Consider the following 19477-nt stretch of genomic DNA (forward strand, 5'->3'; position numbering starts at 1 on the left):
CATGAATTCAACAAGTTTGATCGATCAGTTGCGGGCAGTGCTTGGGAAGATGGAAGTGGCATTGGGAGCGATCGCAGACGCCATTATCTGGACAAACAGCCAAGGAAAAGTTCAATGGTGTAATGCTGCTTTCGACAAACTGGTAAACAAACCTCACATCCTAGTGCTTAATACAAACTTGCAGGATTTGTTACCTTTGACTCTAGCAGGTCAAGCAGTTCTCCCAGAGTCCTATCCCAATCTAAAAATCCTAAGCGGCGACTATACAACAACAGAATACGAATTTCAACAAGGCGATCGCAGCTTAATTTTAGAAATTTCTGGAAACTGTGCCCAATTAGCTAATGGTGAGGTATCTGCTGTTTTGGTGATTCGGGATGCTACCAAAGCAAAGCAATTGGAAGCAGAACGGCAAAAAGCCGAGCACCAACGGGCAGAAACTTTATCCTTACTGCAAGCAACCTTGGAAGCCACAGCCGATGGCATTCTAGTTGTAGATCGAAACTTGAACGTTCCGTTATTTAATCAAAAGTTCCTTCAGATGTGGTCAATGCCAGAGGGGCTACTGCTACCTTCAAAGGGTGAGGAACGATTAAAATTTATGGCCGAGCAGACACGAGATCCAAAAGCGTATCTTGCCAAAATCAAAGAACTTTTGTTTGACAATCCACAACTAGAAGCTTGCGATATCGTAGAGCTAACAGACGGACGTATTTTTGAACGTTATTCTCACCCCCAATGGAATGGCAACGAGATTATTGGGCGTGTTTGGAGTTTTCGAGAAATAACTGCTCGCAAACAAGCAGAAGAGACTCTGCGAATTACTAAAGAAGCAGCCGAAACTGCCAATCGTGCTAAAAGCGCCTTTCTAGCAAATATGAGCCACGAACTCAGAACGCCACTGAATTCTATCTTAGGCTTTGCTCAGTTAATGGAGCGAGATCCGACGCTTACTGAGAAACAACGTGAATCTTTAGAAACTATTAACCGTAGCGGAAAGCACTTACTGAACTTAATTAACGATGTCCTAGAAATGTCTAAAATTGAAGCGGGACGGATTGAATTGAACCCAGTCTCCTTTGATTTGTATCAAATGTTTTATTCTCTTCAAGAGATGTTCCAGGAACGCTCTCAAGCAAAACACCTTTCTTTGGAAGTTGAGATTGCACCTAACGTACCCCGACACATTGTTACAGATGAATGTAAGTTGCAGCAAGTTCTGATCAATCTGTTGGGAAACGCCATCAAATTTACCAATGTAGGAGGAGTCACATTACGGGTGAAGTTAGGGACTGAAAACGCTGATTCTCAATCCTCAATCTCCAATTGCCAATACCAAATTGCTTTTGAAATCGAAGATACGGGTAGAGGAATTGCATCAGAAGAGTTAAACAAGCTGTTTAAGCCTTTTATGCAAACCAAAAGTGGCATCCAAGTGAAAGAAGGTACGGGGCTGGGATTAACTATCAGCCGTCAATTTGTACAACTTATGGGGGGTGATATCCGGTTAACAAGTGAAGTCGATCGCGGATCGACTTTTTATTTTGATATTCAAGTTGAACTGGCTCAGCCATCTGAAGTCGCATCGCCAAGTCCAGTAGAACGGGTGATTGGCTTGGGTGCGGGACAAGCAGTGTACCGGATTTTGGTTGTAGACGACCGGAAGGAGAATTGCGATTTACTAACGCAATTACTGAGCACCGTTGGTTTTGAAACTCGTGCAGCAGCAAATGGTCAAGAAGCAATCGTTCAATGGGAAGCATGGCATCCCCATCTGATTTTTATGGATATGCGAATGCCTGTCATGAATGGGTATGAAGCGACTCGGAAAATTCGCGATCGCGAACAGTTACGGGTAACATCGTTACAAAGCCAATCGACAGTTATTATTGCTCTAACTGCCAGCACTTTTGAAGAGAACAAGTCCAATATTTTGGCAGCGGGTTGCAACGACATTATCTGCAAACCTTATCGAGAAGAAATTATTTTTCAGACAATCGCCGAGTATCTAAAAGTACAGTATATCTATGAAAATAAGAATTTAGCAGAACGTAAACAAAAAAAGATTTCGTCTTCAACATTTTACTGTCAGTCTTTCTTGGCTCTTATGCCGAAAGAATGGGTAACATCGCTCCATCTAGCAGCTGTTGAGGTGGATGCTGGCTTAATTCTTCAATTAATTGAAAAAATCCCAGAAAAATATGTTGTTTTAGCTAAAGAGCTTACCAATCTGGTTCAAAATTTTTGTTTTGATGAAATTCTTGAGTTGGTGGAAGAAAATAGCAATAAGTAGATGGATGCTGAATGAAGAAAGAATTGCATTGCCTCCAAGCAATGTACCGTCTAAATCACAAATGTAGACAGTGTTCATAAATTAATTGGGGACACCGATTGAAAGGATAATTATACCTTAATCCCCTGTAAATTGCTAGATTTACTGTAATATATAAGAAGATTGGACTTGGAACAAAAAATTGCGATCGCAGTTTTCTCCCCAGCTACCCCAGATCCTTACTTACTTACATAAAAACAAAAAAACCCCAAACGGGGTTTTCCCAAGGAAATTGGAACGAGCGTCAGCTACAGCAAATACAGCAACCCAAAAAGTACGATCCAAATGACATCAACAAAGTGCCAATAAATTTCGGCTGCTTGTATGCCAAAGTGATGTTCGTTGCTATAGTGATCTTTCTTGAAAGACCGCCACAATACAGCCAGAATTGCTAAAACACCAACAGTTACGTGTAACCCGTGGAAACCAGTTAAAACGTAAAAGGCACTGGCAAATAAATTAGTGGTCAGACCAAATTCTAGATGGGTGTATTCATACACCTGTCCGACTAAGAAAATAATACCCATTGCGGCAGTAATTGCCATCCACAATTGTGTTCCCCGCACATCATTCTTTTTGATTGCGGAATCTGCATTGTGAATAACAAAACTGCTACCAATTAGGTTAATCGTGTTAATTCCAGGTAACAATAGTTCTAATTCAGGCGTACCTTCGGGAGGCCAAGCAGGGAGTGTAGAACGGTAAGCTAAATAAGCTCCGAACAAACCCATAAAAATCATTCCCTCAGCAACTAAGAACATGAGCAAACCAAATATACGGTGGTCTGGATGTTCTTCATGATGAGCATCTACAGTTGCTGCATGATGATGATTTAGGTCAGCCTTCGCTGGATCGATAGTTTGACTTTGCATGAATCTGTTGTTGAATTATGAATTATGAATTATGAATGAGAAAATTTTTTAGAATTCATCATTCATATACTGAATTATGAATTATGAATTATGAATGAGGAAAATTTTCATAATTCATAATTCATAACTCATCATTTATTTGCTATGGAGGGATATGGCTCGTCAGGATCGGCACGCAATACCGAACTTGGACCCATGGACTGATTGGGATCGGGGTCTTGTAAGGATGGATCTCGATCGAGGTTTTCTAAGCCATAGTCATAAGGTCCGGTTGCTAGAACTGGAGTTTTATCAAAATTTTCTATGGCTGGAGGTGAAGTTGTCATCCACTCTAGGGTGAGAGCTTTCCAAGGGTTATTGCCTGCTTTGGGTCCATACATCCAACTCCAAATAACGTTGAAGATGAAGGGGAATGTAGAAACTGCCAAAATGTAAGCACCATAGGTGCAAATTTCGTTGAGGAAAGTTAATGCAGGATCGTACTGGGCAATCCGTCGATTCATACCTAACATACCCAGTTTGTGCATGGGTAAGAAGGTTAAATTGAGACCAACGATTGTGAGGGCAAAGTGAACTTGACCCCAAAATTCGTTCAGCATCCGTCCTGTCATTTTGGGGAACCAGTGATAAAACGCTGCATAAATCCCCAGAACACTACCGCCAAACAACACGTAGTGCAGGTGTGCAACCACAAAATAAGTGTCGTGGACGTGAATATCAAAGGGTACTGCTGCTAGCATCACACCACTAATACCGCCAATCACAAAGGTGCCAACAAAACCCATTGCGAACAGCATGGCAGTGCGTAGGTGAATTTTTCCACCCCACATGGTACCCAACCAACTGAAAATTTTAATTCCCGTAGGTACGGCAATAATCATGGTAGTGATCATGAAGAACATCCGCAGCCAACCGGGAATACCACTGGTAAACATGTGGTGCGCCCACACAATCAGACCCAAAAAGCTAATTGCCAAACTGGAGTAGGCGATCGCTTTATAACCAAAAATTGGTTTGCGAGAATGAACGGGGATCACTTCAGAAATTACCCCAAAGAAGGGCAAAATCATGATGTAAACCGCAGGATGGGAGTAGAACCAGAACATATGCTGGTACAAAACGGGGTCACCACCACCAGTGGGATTAAAAAATGTTGTTCCAGCAATCAAGTCAAAGGATAACAAGATCAACCCAGCGGCTAGAACGGGTGTAGAAATCAGAACTAGTGCTGAAGTCGCTAGCATTGCCCAGCAGAACAAAGGCAATTGGTGGAATCCCAAACCGGGCGCACGCATTTTTAATAGAGTGACTAGGAAATTTAGCGCTCCCAAAATTGAGGATGTTCCCAACAACAAGACGCTAATAATCCAGATGGCTTCTCCCACTTGACCCGTGACCAAACTTAATGGGGGGTAGGAAGTCCAACCTGCATCTGGTGCATCACCTACAACTAAGCTGGCAATTAACAAGATGCCCGCAGGAGGAATAATCCAGAAAGCAACAGCGTTGAGGCGTGGAAATGCCATATCCTTTGCCCCAATCATTAAGGGGATCAGAAAATTGGCAAATCCCGCACCCGCTGGCACAATCCACAAGAAAATCATGATTGTGGCGTGTAGCGTAAATAAACTGTTGTATACCTCTGGAGTGACAAAATCGACCTCTGGAGTTCGCAGTTCCGTGCGAACCAAGTCAGCCATGACACCACCAATACAGTAGAAAATAAAGGTGGAGACCAAGTATTGAATTGCAATAACTTTGTGGTCGGTGTTAAAGGAAAAGTAATCTCGCCAGTTTCTCTGCCCTGGTTCTTCTATCCGGGCTGGAATATTAGCTGTTTCTTGAATTTGCGCTTGTGTCATAGAAAGTATTTTGGTTAGTAGTTAGTGGTTAGTGGTTAGTGGAAACACAACTAGCCACCAACCAGCAACCACCAACTCTTCACTAATTGTGGATTTGATGTAACAACTCAGGCTGAATTCCCATGTTATGAGTGTAAGGAGTGAGGAATTCAGAAGGGGATAATTCAGCAGGATTCACAGCAACTGCTTTCTTAAGATCTTCATTGCTGGCTACTTGTTGTTCTTGCAGCCATTGCTGGAACTCTTCTGGCTTTTGCACAACAACTTGTGACCTCATTGCACCGTGGTAAGGACCGCAAAGTTCGGCACAAATGAGCGGGTAGCCACCTTCTTTACTGGGGGTAAAGCGAAGCTCGCTTTGTCTTCCGGGAATTGCATCTTGCTTTAAGCGGAATTCCGGCACCCAAAAAGCATGGATAACGTCGTTAGCGGCAATATTGAGCTGGACTTCACGTCCCACAGGAACGTGCATTTCACCAGTGGTGACTCCGGTTTCTGGGTAAGTAAAAATCCATGCGTATTGCAACCCCGTAACATTAACTACCAGAGCAGGGGGTTTACCTTCATTTCCAGGTGTTGGTCCAATGGTGGGAGCAACACTTCCCACTCCTGGCGCATTCCGAAGTTGAGGAATTTGATCGGAATTGCGGATTTCTGCTGTGGCTGGATCTTGCATTGCCTCAGCAGCTTTTTCCTGGTTTGTATTGGGTTCGGTGCTTGGAGGCGTATCGGATAAAGTTGCTGCTATTGCTGCCCCTGGCATTTTCATCGCTTGTGGGGTGATAGGAGCGTCATGAACGGCATGGGGATTAAAACCACCCATTTCGTTATAAACATCAAAGCTGTAAACAGATATACCAATAACGATAAGAGCGGGGATAGCTGTCCACAGGATCTCTAACGGTACGTTTCCATATACTGGAGGACCATCTGAATTATCACCTGCACGACGGCGATATTTAATTACAGAGTAAATTAAAACACCTTCAACGAGGAGGAAAATACCTATAGATACGGTCATCATCGCATTAAACAAACCGTCTACTAAAGATGCTTCCTCTGAGGCTGCTGTTGGCAGGAGTCCATGATTTGTTCCGAACCACAGGCTGACTAGGGTCAACACTATGCCAATGAGTAACGTCCAGATTGTACTTGGAATTTTCACGGGTTTCTATGTTAGTGACTTTACGTTGGACTGAGCAGCATACTCACTTACTACACTAGTTCAGCCTAAGTGAGATGACGGGCAAGAGCCTAAAATTTTTATTAATTTTTAGCCTCGCTTTTTAATTCTGAATAGAAAGTCATCGTTAGATGTGCCAAAGGATGGATGTCAGTAAGGGGCGGAAATTTAAAGGATTTAAAGTGAATACTATCAATCAACGCCTGACAACTTGAAAAATCCCTAAAGCTTCAGGCAAAAAGTGGCTATTTGATTCACAGTATAGTCAGAACCGATCGAATTCCCTAAATTTGTACGCTAGGGTGGAGATGGGTGGGACATCTGCTGGAAACTTTGAGGAATCCTTCCTAAGGAAAGCAAGAGTGTCCGTTCAGTGCTGACATTTATCACAAAATCTGGGAATCTTTATAGCTCCTAACAGTGGCCAAAAGGTATCATTCATGAGCGAATTTGTCCTAAAACAAGAAAATACAACAACTGAGCCCCAACAGGTGCCACAGGAACGAATTCGTCGCTTGGTGTGGAAACTGTGTGCCGCCACCTTGATTTTGATGGCAATAGGCAGTGCTACCCGCGTGATGAATGCTGGTCTGGCTTGCCCTGATTGGCCTTTGTGCTACGGGGAACTGGTGCCAACCAAGCAAATGAATTTTCAAGTGTTCTTGGAGTGGTTTCACAGGCTGGATGCAGCATTGATTGGGATTGGCGCGATCGCACTTGTGGCAATATCCTGGTGGTATCGTCAATTCCTACCTCGCTGGCTTCCTTGGGGATCGACATTTGCCTTATTTCTCATCGTTTTTCAAGGGATACTGGGCGGACTCACCGTAACAGAACTCTTGCGTTTTGATATTGTCACCGCCCACTTGGGAACAGCACTGTTGTTTTTCATAACTCTGTTGGTTATTGGCAGTACACTCACTCCCTATCAAGGGACTGGCACCGTTGGTCATTTACCATGGGTGGGGTTAACAGCGGCTGTTTTAGTGTACTTACAAAGTATATTAGGTGCCTTGGTAGGCTCTCGTTGGGCTTTACACCAGTGTTTTGGTGGCTCCCAACTGTGTGCTGTAATGTATAGCCATATTATTGGCGTGGTGCCGCCAACAGCAGCAACATTGGCTGTTGTTTTTCTCTCTTGGCGAACACCAGCATTGCATCCCACTTTACGGCGATTGGCAAATATAGCTGGTGGGTTGCTCATCATACAACTTTTGTTAGGAGTTGCAACATTTCGGTTGCACCTTCAAGTTGAACCACTTACAGTCTCTCACCAAGCTGTAGGAGCTTGTTTACTGGGTAGTTTGGTGGTTTTCACAGTTTTATCACTACGCGACTGGGCTAGTAGCCGTGGGATCAACTCTTACCCGGAGAGTACCAACGCAAACCCTACAAGCTAATTAGCTACTGGCTCTCATTGATTTGAGGTTTGAGATTTTGGCTTGGCACATCTAGTTATGACTTGTTGATTGTTAAAAGTTTCACAATTTTGGTGAAAACCCCACCCTATCTGTGGTACTTGTCCCTCTAACAGGTAGGGATCGTGTGGGGTGATTTGTTATGAGCAAATGCACAAAATTGACACAACAAGTTACACCATGAGTGGATTTTCTATTTTGGATTAAGGAAGTCTTGCTTGGATCTAATTTTACCCAACTATCTGTTGCATTCTTTTTCCAATTTAGTATGATTTCCACGCACCAAAATCTTAAACTCAAAATTCTAAGTTGGAGCATGAGAAGCAGATCAATTTGTTGAAACATAAGGAATTAGTGCCAAAATGATTGAGACTAATGTCTCTCGCCACCACCAAACATTTCTACAGGTTATTCATAGCTACTACCAGCTGACAAAACCCAGGATCATTCCCTTATTACTCATTACTACAGCTGGAAGTATGTGGATAGCAGCTAAAGGGGAGGTCAACCCATTGCTGTTGCTAGTCACACTCGCCGGTGGTACTTTGGCAGCTGCAAGCGCCCAAGTCATTAACTGCGTTTATGACCGCGATATCGACTATGACATGGAGAGGACACGCCATCGCCCTCTTCCTTCTGGTAAAGTACAGCCCCGCGATGCATTAATTTTTGCTCTGGTACTAGCTGTTATTTCTTTCACGTTACTTTCCGTTTTTGCTAACCTGCTAGCAGCCTTGCTAGCAATGTCTGGCATTGTGTTTTACGTACTGATTTACACGCATTTACTCAAACGTCACAGTACCCAAAATATTGTGATCGGTGGTGCGGCGGGTGCAATTCCTGCGTTAGTCGGTTGGGCAGCGGTAACCGGTACATTAAGCTGGGCTGCTTGGCTGCTCTTTGGGATCGTCTTCTTGTGGACACCGCCTCACTTTTGGTCGCTTGCTTTGATGATTCGAGATGACTACGCAAAGGTTGGCGTACCCATGCTTCCCGTCGTTGCTGGCACAAAACCAACAGTGCAGCAAATTTGGTACTACACCCTAGTGACCGTAGCAGCAACACTGTTGCTTGTTTATCCTCTACACCAAAGTGGAACAGTCTATACAGTCATTGCTCTTTGGCTGGGAGCCATATTTATACACAAAGCTTGGCTATTGCTTCACAATCCTGAAGACCGGACATTGGCAAAAGGATTGTTTCTCTACTCCATTTCTTACATGATGCTGTTATGCCTTGGCATGGTTGTTGATAGTTTGCCTGTTACACATCATGTTATTAATGCTGTTGTAGATAAGTTGCATCTACTTGTAGGCTAAAACTGGTAAAACTTGAGTGGAAATTTAAGAACGATAAGCACTCTTTCGGCTTGCGCTTCGCGATCGCACCTCAATCTCTGGGCGTGCGATCGTTCTTGTTGTCTAGTTTTTAGCGTTAAACTAGAAAAACAAAATGACGATTTCAACAGACGGAGAACAGTAAGCAAAATCATCGCTGTTAATTGAAAATGATACTAAAATCCCTCATAAAATAATTTCCTGCTTGAACGCTTAGAGTATATCTGAAAAATCTTTGCGAATAGAATTCGCTACTATACAAACAAAGTCCCTCCCTTGTTCGCCCTCCCTTGTTCGCCCTCCCTTGTTCGCCAGTCGCCAGGGCGTGGGAAACCCGCCTGCAGCGCTGGACTCACCAGTTCCCAGGGCGCGGGAAACCCGCCTACAGGGCTGGACTCACCGCCTGCGCGGACTAACAAAAAACCAAGGTACCGCAAACCCACGTAGGTGGGTTTTGCCTGTGTAGCCGCGAATTCTATTCGCTCAATTCATACAAAAAACCAAAATTCATAAAACCCACGTAGGTGGGTTTTGCCTGTGTAGCCGCGAATTCTATTCGCTCAATCCATACAAAAAATCAAAATTCATAAAACCCACGTAGGTGGGTTTTGTCTGTGTAGCTGCGAATTCTATTCGCTTAAATATTTTCCACAAAGGTATAATATCATGGCTCATTTAAATCTACGTCGCCCCGAAAATATTAATGGCGATTTTTATGTCGATACAAGTTGCATAGATTGCGATACCTGTCGTTGGATGGCTCCATCCGTATATACAGATGTTGGAGAACAGTCAGCAGTTTATCATCAACCAAAGAACGAGACTGAAAGATTGGCAGCACTTCAAGCTCTTTTATCTTGTCCAACTCATTCTATTGGCACAGTAGAAACACCGCAAGATATTAAAATTGCTCAACTCAGTTTTCCGATTCTAATAGACGATAACGTCTATCATTGCGGCTATCATTCGGAAAAATCTTATGGAGGCGCTAGTTACTTTATTCAACTTCCTGAAGGTAATGTTTTAGTAGATTCTCCTCAATTTGTACCTCCTTTAGTCAAAAGGTTGGAAAAAATGGGAGGAATTCGCTATATGTACTTAACTCATAAAGATGATGTTGCCGATCATCAAAAGTTTGCCGACCATTTTAAGTGCGATCGCATTCTCCATGCAGACGATATCACTACAGGAACTCGCGGTGTAGAAATACAGCTAACAGGTTTAGAACCCTTTTTACTGACTCCAGACTCATTGATTATTCCCGTTCCCGGTCATACTAAAGGACATACTGTTTTACTATACAAAAACAAATTTCTTTTTACTGGCGATCATTTGGCTTGGTCTGAAGATCTCAAACAGTTAGAAGCCTTCCGAGATTACACTTGGTATTCCTGGTCAGAACAAATTAAATCCATGCGTCAGCTTGCACATTACTCATTTGAATGGGTTTTACCCGGTCACGGGCGGAGATATCATGCCGATCCTGACACCATGCGCGAGCAAATGCGTAAGTGTATTGCTTTAATGACTGGGGACTAGGGCATGAAGACCGGGGACTGGAAACTACTTTCCCAGTCCCATTGTTCACAATCACTAGCGAAAGCAATAAAGTACTGGAGGTGTCGTACTTCTAAATTTTTGATATTTTAAAAGTCTCAATTTTAAACAAACATATATTGGACATCTTAAAATAGTCTACCTATGATGCTCATATAAGCACAAACGATTTGTGCCCGTCGCATAAATATAGCCACTTATTTTGCGATAATCACAGAACAAATGCATCATAGGGAAGATGACGGGACTGGGGAATAGCAAAATGTCAGAGAATTTTAGAAGTCAAGTTGTGACACAGGGAGTGCAGCGATCGCCAAATAGAGCCATGCTGCGTGCTGTTGGTTTTCAAGATGAGGATTTTACCAAGGCTATTGTTGGTATTGCCAACGGCTACAGTACTATTACTCCCTGTAACATGGGAATCAACAAACTGGCAGAACGAGCAGAAGCAGGAGTCCGAAGCGCCGGGGCAATGCCACAACTGTTTGGCACGATCACCATCAGCGATGGTATTTCTATGGGAACAGAGGGAATGAAATATTCCCTAGTATCGAGGGAAGTCATTGCTGATTCCATAGAAACCGCTTGCAACGGACAAAGTATGGATGGTGTCTTGGCAATTGGCGGTTGCGATAAGAATATGCCAGGAGCAATGATTGCTATTGCTCGCATGAATATTCCTGCCATCTTTGTTTATGGAGGAACTATCAAACCCGGACACTATAACGGAACGGATTTAACGGTTGTCAGTGTTTTTGAAGCGGTGGGGCAATATGTTGCTGATAAAATAGACGAAAATCATTTCATGGAAGTGGAGCGTAGAGCTTGCCCTGGTGCTGGATCTTGTGGTGGTATGTATACAGCAAACACCATGTCTAGTGCTATTGAAGCAATGGGGATGAGCTTGCCGTATTCTTCCACAATGGCAGCAGAAGATGAAGAAAAAGCTGATAGTACGGAAAAGTCAGCCTTTTTCCTAGTAGAAGCCATTCGCAAAAAAATCTTACCCAGCCAAATTATTACCCGCAAATCTATAGAAAATGCTATTTCTGTCATTATGGCAGTAGGTGGTTCTACAAATGCGGTGTTACATCTGCTAGCAATTTCTCGTGCTATGGGTGTAGAACTTTCCTTAGACGATTTTGAAACCATTCGCGCTCGCGTTCCCGTACTGTGCGATTTAAAACCAAGCGGTCGATATGTAGCAACAGACTTGCATAAAGTCGGTGGCATTCCGCAAGTCATGAAAATGTTACTCGCACACGATCTCCTTCATGGCGATTGCCTCACTATCACTGGAAAAACAGTGGCGGAAGTTCTCGCAGAGGTTCCTGAAGAACCACCTGCCAATCAAGATGTTATCCGTCCTTGGAACAATCCCATGTATCAACAAGGACATCTGGCTATCTTGAAGGGTAATTTGGCGACAGAAGGTTCTGTAGCAAAAATCACCGGGGTGAAGACACCAAAAATAACAGGACCGGCAAGAGTTTTTGAATCAGAAGAATCCTGCTTGGATGCAATTCTAGAAAAGAAAATTAACTCCGGAGACGTTATCGTGATCCGTTACGAAGGACCTAAAGGTGGTCCGGGAATGCGGGAAATGCTTGCTCCTACTTCAGCGCTCATTGGTGCTGGCTTGGGAGATTCTGTCGGGCTGATTACCGATGGTCGCTTTTCTGGTGGGACTTACGGTATGGTTGTCGGTCACGTTGCACCAGAAGCTGCTGTTGGAGGTGCGATCGCTCTGGTAGAAGAAGGCGATACTATCACAATTGATGCCCATGCTCGTTTGCTACAGTTACACGTCTCCGATGAAGAATTAGCACAGCGACGGGCTAAGTGGCAAGCACCTCCACCCCGTTACACAACTGGTGTGTTAGCAAAATATGCCAAGTTGGTGTCTTCTTGCAGTTTGGGTGCTGTCACAGATTTGGATTTGTTTTAAGTTGCCCTCACCCTAACACAGAGAGTAGGGAGTAGAGAATCCCTCGTTCCCAGGCTCCGCCTGGGAATGCATTTAGCGAGGCTCCGCCTCGCTTAGTTGGTTACTTTTTTCATCAGGTTCAAGCCAGTTTTCTACTTTTAAATTAGAAACGCGGGAAAATTCACGAACATTGGCGGTCACGAGAGTTAGACCAAGGCTTAAAGAATGGGCAGCAATTAATAAGTCATTACCTCCAATCGGTTTACCTTGCTGTTCTAAATCTGTGCGGATTTCCGCGTAATACTGCTCTATAGGATGAGTTAGGGGTAGTATTTCAATACTATCCAAAATGATTTTAAGTTTTTCTATGAGTTTTTGAGAATTCTTTTTGTTCGCTCCAAATCTTAATTCACAAGCTACTATAATACTTGTAAAAACTGTATCTTATCCGACGTTTTAAATTTTTGAAAATATAAATTCTCTAGGGTTTTTAATGAGTTCAGAAATGATGTTTTTATCTAACAAGTATAAATAACTCATTTTTAAAGCTCAATATTATCTAAAGGCAATAATCCTTCGTCCACATCGGCAAAATCTTCGTCCAATAGTTCAAGATTAGAAAGGGTTGCTAGGAGAGATTTTTTCTGAATAGGGGAAATGATGGCGTAGGGGACACCATTTTGTATGATAGTCAACTTTTCACCTGTTTTTTGAGCTTGGTTAATTAGGTTCTGGACGGTTTCAGGAAGCTCTGTAAGGGTAATTTGTTTCATGGTGGTTTCTAAAGTTAAGGTATGGAAATTGACCGCACATCTATTTTACCCATATTAGCTTTACAATCTAAAAATCGGGCGATTACCTTCTGCTCACCCATGGGCGGTATAGGAATAGTATATAGAGGTTCTAATTATGGTCCAAACCTTACCCAAAGTAGTAACTTATGAAGAATTTATTGAGTGGTTCCCCAGTGACGGTAAGCGGTACGAACTACACAATGGAGTAATTATTGAGATGGCACCACCAACCGGAGACCATGAAGATGTAGTTGGTTTTTTGACACGAAAAATAGGAATTGAATTCGATAGGCTGAATTTACCCTACAACATTCCAAAAACTGGGTTTGTTAAAACGCCCTCTGCCAAATCCGCTTACGCTCCCGATATTTTATTAATAAACCGCGATAACCTTGAAAATGAACCCCTGTGGAAAAAGGAATCGACTGTTACTCAAGCTGCATCAGTCATAATCGTCATTGAGGTTGTGTCTACAAACTGGCGCGACGATTATTATAAAAAATTTGCAGACTATGAAGAAATGGAAATTCCAGAATATTGGATTGTAGATTATAAAGCATTGGGGGCAAGGGAATTTATAGGAGACCCCAAGCAACCTACTATTTTTGTTTGCGAACTTGTTAACGGGGAATACGTGAAAAAAATATACCGAGCTAATGATACAGTCATTTCCCGCGCTCTACCTCAACTTAAACTCACCGCGCAACAGATTTTTGACTCGGCTCTACCACGATCGAATGACTGCTCGCTTCCTTCTCATTGAAGGAGAAGAACTAGGGAGAAGGAAAATAAAGCCAAGTAGCATATCTGCTACTCAACTTTTTGTTCAATCCAAAATTGTATTACCTCAACCAAGGGCGACTGACTTCTTCTAACTGCCTAACCTCATCATCAGCTAACTTCCAACCCAAAGCACCTGCATTTTGCCGTACTTGTTCGGCTGTTTTTGCTCCTGCAATGGGAATGACGTTACCTTGGGCAATTAACCAATTGAGGGCAACTTGGGCGGGAGTGCGTCCGTGCTTTTCTCCCAACTGACGCAATACGGATATGACGGGTTCGATCTTCAGCAAACCTTCTCGGCTAAATCGAGGGTCTATTCTCCTACCATCTTTAAAATCGTAAGTGCGCTCGCTTGTATACTTCCCTGTCAATAACCCCTGAGCGAGTGGGCTATATGCCAGTATTGTGACACCTAACTCGCGAGCCGTGTCAAAAATGCCATTGCTTTCAATTTGACGAGTCAGTAAGGAATAGCGGACTTGATTCACTGCTAAAGGCACTCCGCGAGCAGCTAATAACTGGTGAGCTTCTCGCATTTGCTGTTCTGAGTAATTACTAACACCAACAGCTTCAATTCTGCCTCGTTTCACCTCATCTGCTAGAGCGTTCATGAGAGTTTCTTGACTCATAAAAAATGCGAAAGGCCAATGAACTTGGTATAGAGCAACTCGCTCCACTTTCAGGCGTTTCAAGCTTTCTGTTAACGCATCAGCAACAGATTGACCCATAAATCGCCATGGTGCAGGACCGTATTTTGTAGCAATTTGCACCTGTTTATCAGTCTTCTGCGTGAATTCCCCTAAAAAGCTTTCAGACACTCCAAAACCATAAATTTCGGCAGTGTCAAAGAAGGTGACGCCCGCTTCTAATGCTGTATCAAAAGCTTCTTTTAACTCTTTTGCACCGTAGTTATTGCCATAATTCCAAAAAAGTTTATCACCCCAAGCCCAAGTTCCAATACAAAGGGGTGTTACGTTTGGGCCTTGCTGTCCTAGTGCGATTGTTTCCACAGTTAATTAAACTTTATATTTACATTTCTTTACACTCCAAGTGTAGCTTCTCAGAAATTGTTTCCGCACAGTCAATAGGTTGAGATAGGGTTATTCTGAATTAATATTGGGATCTATCGTTGGTAGTGGGTTATGGCAACCAGTGATTTTTCACCCAATCCTCAGTCAGATAAAGCAGCAAAGTTAGAATCATTGCCCAAGGTTAACCTATTCACGATGTTTCGCTTGGGCTTATTTCAGATGGGGTTGGGCATCATGTCGGTTCTCACCTTAGGAGTGCTGAATCGCATCATGATTAAAGAATTAGCAATTCCAGCTACACTTGTAGCGGGTACGATCGCAATGCACCAACTTGTAGCACCCACAAGGTTGTGGTTTGGACAATTATCTGATGCTAAACCTTTTTTAAACAATCACCGTACAGGTTACGTGTGGGTAGGTGCAGCACTATTTGCGATCGCAGCTTTTTTAGCGGTACAAGTGACTTGGCAACTAGGTGCTAGTTTTTATGCGGGAGGTTGGACGGCTCAAACCTACGGTTGGATTGCGCTGTTAGCCGGAATTTTTGCTTTCTATGGAGTGACACTAAGTTCGAGTTCCACACCCTTTGCAGCATTGCTAGTTGATGTTTCTGATGAAGATAATCGCTCTAAATTAGTTGGTATTGTTTGGTCAATGCTAATGGTAGGTATTGTGATTGGAGCAATTACAAGCTCAAAGTTACTACCTGCAGCCACGACTTGCCAAGAAACAGCAAGAGCGGTATCTTTATACAGCCAGCCCGAACAGCTAGCAGCATTGCAAAATTCTATAAACCGTCTGTTTTTCATTTTGCCAGCTGTGGTTTTTGGGTTGGCAGTGCTAGCTACAGCAGGTGTTGAAAAAAAATACTCCAGGTACGGCATTCGTTCGACAGTCACGCAACGAGAAGATCAAATTACTTTGGAAAAAGCACTTAAGGTGTTAACGGCTAGTCGGCAAACTGGTTTGTTTTTCACTTTTCTATTAGTGATGACTGTCAGTTTGTTTATGCAAGAAGCTGTGATGGAACCTTATGGTGGTGAAGTTTTTGGAATGTGTGTTGCTCAAACAACAAGACTTAATGCATTTTGGGGAACGGGAACGTTGATAGGTATTGCTTCAACGGGCTTTCTCATCGTGCCACGTCTGGGCAAACAAAAAACTGCCATGTTAGGATGTTTTGCTGTTGCTTTCACCATGGCATTTATCATTTCATCGGGATTTACAGGTAACGAGAAATTCCTACAAGGATCTTTACTGCTATTTGGTTTGGCATCAGGTGTAACCACAACAGGAGCGATTAGCCTGATGCTAGATTTAACTGCAGCGGAAACAGCCGGAACATTCATTGGTGCTTGGGGTTTAGCGCAGGCGATCGCAAGGGCATTAGCGACAGTGAGTGGTGGTGCAGTACTGGATGTGGGCAAATTTTTCTTTGCTCAAAAGGTACTGGCCTACAGTTTGGTGTTTGGGTTGCAAGCCATCGGAATGCTTCTTGCAATTTGGTTCTTGACCCGAGTGAATGTGAAAGAATTCCAGAACAATGCCAAGCAAGCGATTGCTTCTATTTTGGAAAGCGAGCTAGATTGATGTTATTTTGCTAATAGCTAATGGCTAATTGCTAATTGCTAACAGTGCTATTAGTAGGGTGGGCAATCTCCACCGCTTGCTGTCATGCGGCATAGCCTACCCTACGTCTTTAGGTCATTAAATGGCGGAAAGGGAGTCATTGCTAACAGTGCTATTAGCTATTAGCTATTAGCTATTAGCCAATTATTTGTATGAATGAATTTTGGACAACGATTATAGATTTTGCCCAAACAACCACAGCTAGGGTAGGGAAGCAGTTAATGCAAGATTTTGGGCGAGTACAAGCTTCCCAAAAAGACGATGGCACTTTGGTGACGCAATCGGATAAATGGGCAGATGGGGAAATTCGGAATGCGATCGCCGCTCTTTTTCCCGATTATGGCATTCTTACTGAAGAGAGTAATAAAGTTTTCCCCGGTACGGAATGGTGCTGGGTTATCGATCCTTTAGACGGTACAACCAACTTTACTCGTGGTATTCCCATTTGGGGAATTTCATTAGGTTTGCTATATCAGGGTACACCTGTTTTTGGCTACGTTTATTTTCCGCCCATAGGTGAAGCTTTCCACGGTTTTTGGAGGGGTACATCCGGGTTAGATTTGCCAAATGGAGCATTTCGCAATTATCAGCCTGTCCGCGCAAGCAACGACGATCCAAGTTACAATCATTTTTTCAACCTCTGTTCTCGCAGCACGTCGGTCATGCAAAAAGATTTTCCATGCAAAATCCGGATGCTAGGTGTGGCTAGCTACAATTTTCTGAGTGTTGCAGCAGGTGCGACGTTGGGTGGGGTTGAAGCGACACCAAAAATTTGGGATTTTGCTGGAGCTTGGGTGATTGTTCAAGCTGCAGGTGGTAGCTGGGTATCGCTCGACTCAGAACCTTTTCCTTTAAAATCGGGTGAAGATTATACAGCTCGTTCTTTCCCGACTCTGGTTGTGAGCCGTCAAGAATTGATTCCCATTTTTTCTCAATTTATAGTTAGTAGTTAGCGGTTGGTAAAGGCGCAAGGTATTGCGCCCGTAAACTTGGTTAGCAATTATTAACGACTAACTACTAACTAATAAAGCATAGGATTTGTTTTTGGTTGATAGTCCAAACAAGTTATGGCTTCTTCTGTATTAGCAATAGAAGGATGGACGGTGCATTTGAGGCGATAGTCATTGGTAAAGTACTGACACCCAACACAGGGAATTTGATGCATCTGCTTTGCTGCGCTCACGCTGTCTCTTGCTGCTGTCCAAAGACTCCAAGCGACGGTAATAGTTAATGACCAAGCACACAGAAAGCAAATAGGTACTATAAAAGGTTGAACTGCGTGAAATAAATAATTGAGTAGTTCGAGCACGGCAAGTCTCTATACAGATAATTAGTTAGGAGTTAGAAGTGACGCAAAAAAGAATGAAGTATGAAAAATCAGTTGATAGATGGATTCAGATTCCTCAACTTCGTAAGCCCTTTCGGCTCTAAAATTACCGATTTGTGTAGGGTGGGTACTGCTTACCATTCATTTTTAGCGGGCAGTGCCTACCCTATGTTTTTATGTAATTAAATGCCTAGAAGGGAGTATTTTCTTAACCCTCAATTTGTTGATGAATTTGACTTCATTCCTTATACTTCATACTTCACACTTTAATCGTCTGACTGTGGAGGTATAAATTAGATGCCAGCATGACCAATGGCTAAACCAGCAACAAGCATTCCTAACACGAGAAATGGCTGAGCACTGGCTTGGTATTTTACATCATTTTTTAATGGATCGCGCAAAAAATACATATCCTGAAATACGATTTGTGGAATAATGAGCAATGCAAGAATGGCTGCATATAAGTTCTCGTGAAGGTAGATGAGATAGGCTGCGGCTCCTGCTTGAAAAACGTCTATCATAATGACGCATATCCAGGCGGCTGCGGTTACGCCAAACATGACGGGTAGTGATTTTAATCCGAACTGGCGATCGCCTTCAACGCTTTTGAAGTCATTGACAATGGCAATTCCCAAACCTGCCAAACTATAAACTACGGTGAAAACTACGACTTTCCAATTGAGTTCGCCAAATAACGCATGACCGGTACACCAAGGTAAGGCGATATAACTAGCGCCAAGGGCGTAACCTCCAAACCACCCGTTTTGTTTTAGCTTGAGAGGGGGAGCAGAGTATATGTACGCTATGAAAGAACCAAATATAGCAAGCACGGTGATATTGGGGAAGTCATGACCAGCCCAAACATCCAATACGAATGCTAGACCAATACCAGCAATGAGTAAAACAAGAATTTGTGTAATGACTTGTGGTAAAGGAATTGCGCCTGAGGGAATGGGGCGATAAGGTTCGTTGACAGCATCAATTTCGCGATCGTAGTACTCATTGAGAGTTTGGGTATAACCTGCTAATATCGGTCCGGCTAACAACATACACGCTGCTGACTTTAACACGTTCTCCAATGTCCAGGTGTAGTTACCAGAAGAAGCTGCTCCACAAACGACGCCCCAGATTAAAGGAATCCAGGTAATGGGTTTCATCAGTTGCAGGCGGATTTTCCATATAGAGGTTTCCCCAGGCGCGGCTCCTTTCATACCTAGTAATTGCCTGGTTTTTGCACTGCGATCGGCAATTTTCCCTTCTTCTGTCTGTATTTCTGTGTCTGCAACTTGTGCTGAATTGGGGTCTGGGGTAATGGGTGTTGATTCAGTCATAATATTGGTTTGTTGATTGCTAATGGCTAATGGTTCATGGCTAATGGTGAGTCCAGAGAACAATACCTTTATGGGCATAGCTTGCGGCATCACG

The 19477-nt window shown here is 43.2% G+C and carries 15 protein-coding genes and 1 pseudogene; 8 read left to right on the forward strand and 8 right to left on the reverse strand.

Features of this window, described 5'->3' with window-relative positions; translation table 11 throughout:
* The first annotated feature begins 1 nt into the window (after position 1).
* Positions 2 to 2293, forward strand: a complete 2292-nt coding sequence (locus AB0756_RS23695; protein WP_237265939.1) for a PAS domain-containing hybrid sensor histidine kinase/response regulator — start codon at positions 2 to 4, stop codon at positions 2291 to 2293.
* A 287-nt stretch (positions 2294 to 2580) separates the two neighbouring features.
* Here AB0756_RS23695 and AB0756_RS23700 read toward each other — a convergent pair whose 3' ends face one another.
* From AB0756_RS23700 to AB0756_RS23710, 3 genes are all read right to left on the reverse strand, one after another.
* Positions 2581 to 3204, reverse strand: a complete 624-nt coding sequence (locus AB0756_RS23700) for a cytochrome c oxidase subunit 3 (protein ID WP_038089833.1) — start codon at positions 3202 to 3204, stop codon at positions 2581 to 2583.
* Between the two features lie 131 nt (positions 3205 to 3335).
* Positions 3336 to 5066, reverse strand: coding sequence for a cytochrome c oxidase subunit I (gene ctaD, locus AB0756_RS23705; RefSeq protein WP_038089829.1), 1731 nt, complete (start codon positions 5064 to 5066; stop codon positions 3336 to 3338).
* 82 nt (positions 5067 to 5148) lie between these two features.
* Positions 5149 to 6231, reverse strand: a complete 1083-nt coding sequence (locus AB0756_RS23710) for a cytochrome c oxidase subunit II (RefSeq protein WP_038089826.1) — start codon at positions 6229 to 6231, stop codon at positions 5149 to 5151.
* A gap of 458 nt (positions 6232 to 6689) precedes the next feature.
* On the opposite strand from AB0756_RS23710, the gene AB0756_RS23715 reads away from it, so the two are divergent.
* The 4 genes from AB0756_RS23715 to ilvD all read left to right on the forward strand — a co-directional run bounded on the left by AB0756_RS23715 (position 6690) and on the right by ilvD (position 12509).
* A complete protein-coding gene (locus AB0756_RS23715; RefSeq protein WP_038089821.1) occupies positions 6690 to 7649 on the forward strand; it encodes a COX15/CtaA family protein in 960 nt (319 codons plus the stop codon).
* A 380-nt stretch (positions 7650 to 8029) separates the two neighbouring features.
* The gene (locus AB0756_RS23720) at positions 8030 to 8986 is read left to right on the forward strand and encodes a heme o synthase (RefSeq protein WP_038089820.1); all 957 of its coding nucleotides are present in this window, start codon (positions 8030 to 8032) and stop codon (positions 8984 to 8986) included.
* 684 nt (positions 8987 to 9670) lie between these two features.
* Positions 9671 to 10543: an MBL fold metallo-hydrolase gene (locus tag AB0756_RS23725; RefSeq protein WP_038089816.1), complete on the forward strand. Its 873-nt coding sequence runs from the start codon at positions 9671 to 9673 to the stop codon at positions 10541 to 10543.
* 280 nt (positions 10544 to 10823) lie between these two features.
* Positions 10824 to 12509, forward strand: a complete 1686-nt coding sequence (ilvD, locus tag AB0756_RS23730) for a dihydroxy-acid dehydratase (RefSeq protein ID WP_038089998.1) — start codon at positions 10824 to 10826, stop codon at positions 12507 to 12509.
* A 72-nt stretch (positions 12510 to 12581) separates the two neighbouring features.
* On the opposite strand, the pseudogene AB0756_RS23735 reads toward ilvD, so the two are convergent.
* Both AB0756_RS23735 and AB0756_RS23740 read right to left on the reverse strand, forming a co-directional pair.
* Positions 12582 to 12917: pseudogene (locus tag AB0756_RS23735) on the reverse strand (PIN domain-containing protein); the annotation flags it as partial.
* A gap of 113 nt (positions 12918 to 13030) precedes the next feature.
* A complete protein-coding gene (locus AB0756_RS23740; RefSeq protein WP_038089814.1) occupies positions 13031 to 13261 on the reverse strand; it encodes a type II toxin-antitoxin system Phd/YefM family antitoxin in 231 nt (76 codons plus the stop codon).
* 136 nt (positions 13262 to 13397) lie between these two features.
* Here AB0756_RS23740 and AB0756_RS23745 point away from each other — a divergent pair, with 136 nt between their 5' ends.
* A complete protein-coding gene (locus tag AB0756_RS23745) occupies positions 13398 to 14045 on the forward strand; it encodes a Uma2 family endonuclease (RefSeq protein WP_038089811.1) in 648 nt (215 codons plus the stop codon).
* A gap of 79 nt (positions 14046 to 14124) precedes the next feature.
* Here the strand turns inward: AB0756_RS23745 and AB0756_RS23750 are convergent, their stop codons facing one another.
* Complete coding sequence (locus AB0756_RS23750) at positions 14125 to 15075, reverse strand: aldo/keto reductase (protein WP_038089808.1); 951 nt, start codon at positions 15073 to 15075, stop codon at positions 14125 to 14127.
* Positions 15076 to 15207: 132 nt separating this feature from the next.
* Between AB0756_RS23750 and AB0756_RS23755 the strand changes: the two genes are divergently transcribed.
* Both AB0756_RS23755 and AB0756_RS23760 read left to right on the forward strand, forming a co-directional pair.
* Positions 15208 to 16686: a BCD family MFS transporter gene (locus AB0756_RS23755; protein WP_050045200.1), complete on the forward strand. Its 1479-nt coding sequence runs from the start codon at positions 15208 to 15210 to the stop codon at positions 16684 to 16686.
* 191 nt (positions 16687 to 16877) lie between these two features.
* Positions 16878 to 17678 carry an inositol monophosphatase family protein gene (locus AB0756_RS23760; RefSeq protein ID WP_038089805.1) on the forward strand — a complete coding sequence of 267 codons (801 nt, stop codon included), beginning with the start codon at positions 16878 to 16880 and terminating at the stop codon, positions 17676 to 17678.
* A gap of 68 nt (positions 17679 to 17746) precedes the next feature.
* Here the strand turns inward: AB0756_RS23760 and AB0756_RS23765 are convergent, their stop codons facing one another.
* Positions 17747 to 18034 carry a hypothetical protein gene (locus AB0756_RS23765; RefSeq protein ID WP_050045201.1) on the reverse strand — a complete coding sequence of 96 codons (288 nt, stop codon included), beginning with the start codon at positions 18032 to 18034 and terminating at the stop codon, positions 17747 to 17749.
* A 311-nt stretch (positions 18035 to 18345) separates the two neighbouring features.
* Positions 18346 to 19383 (reverse strand): chlorophyll synthase ChlG, encoded by a 1038-nt coding sequence (gene chlG / locus AB0756_RS23770; protein ID WP_038089803.1) that lies wholly within the window; start codon positions 19381 to 19383, stop codon positions 18346 to 18348.
* Between the last annotated feature and the right edge of the window lie 94 nt (positions 19384 to 19477).

This window comes from Tolypothrix campylonemoides VB511288_2, from assembly GCF_045999855.1.
In the GTDB taxonomy this organism is placed as follows: Bacteria; Cyanobacteriota; Cyanobacteriia; order Cyanobacteriales; family Nostocaceae; genus Scytonema; species Scytonema bouteillei_A.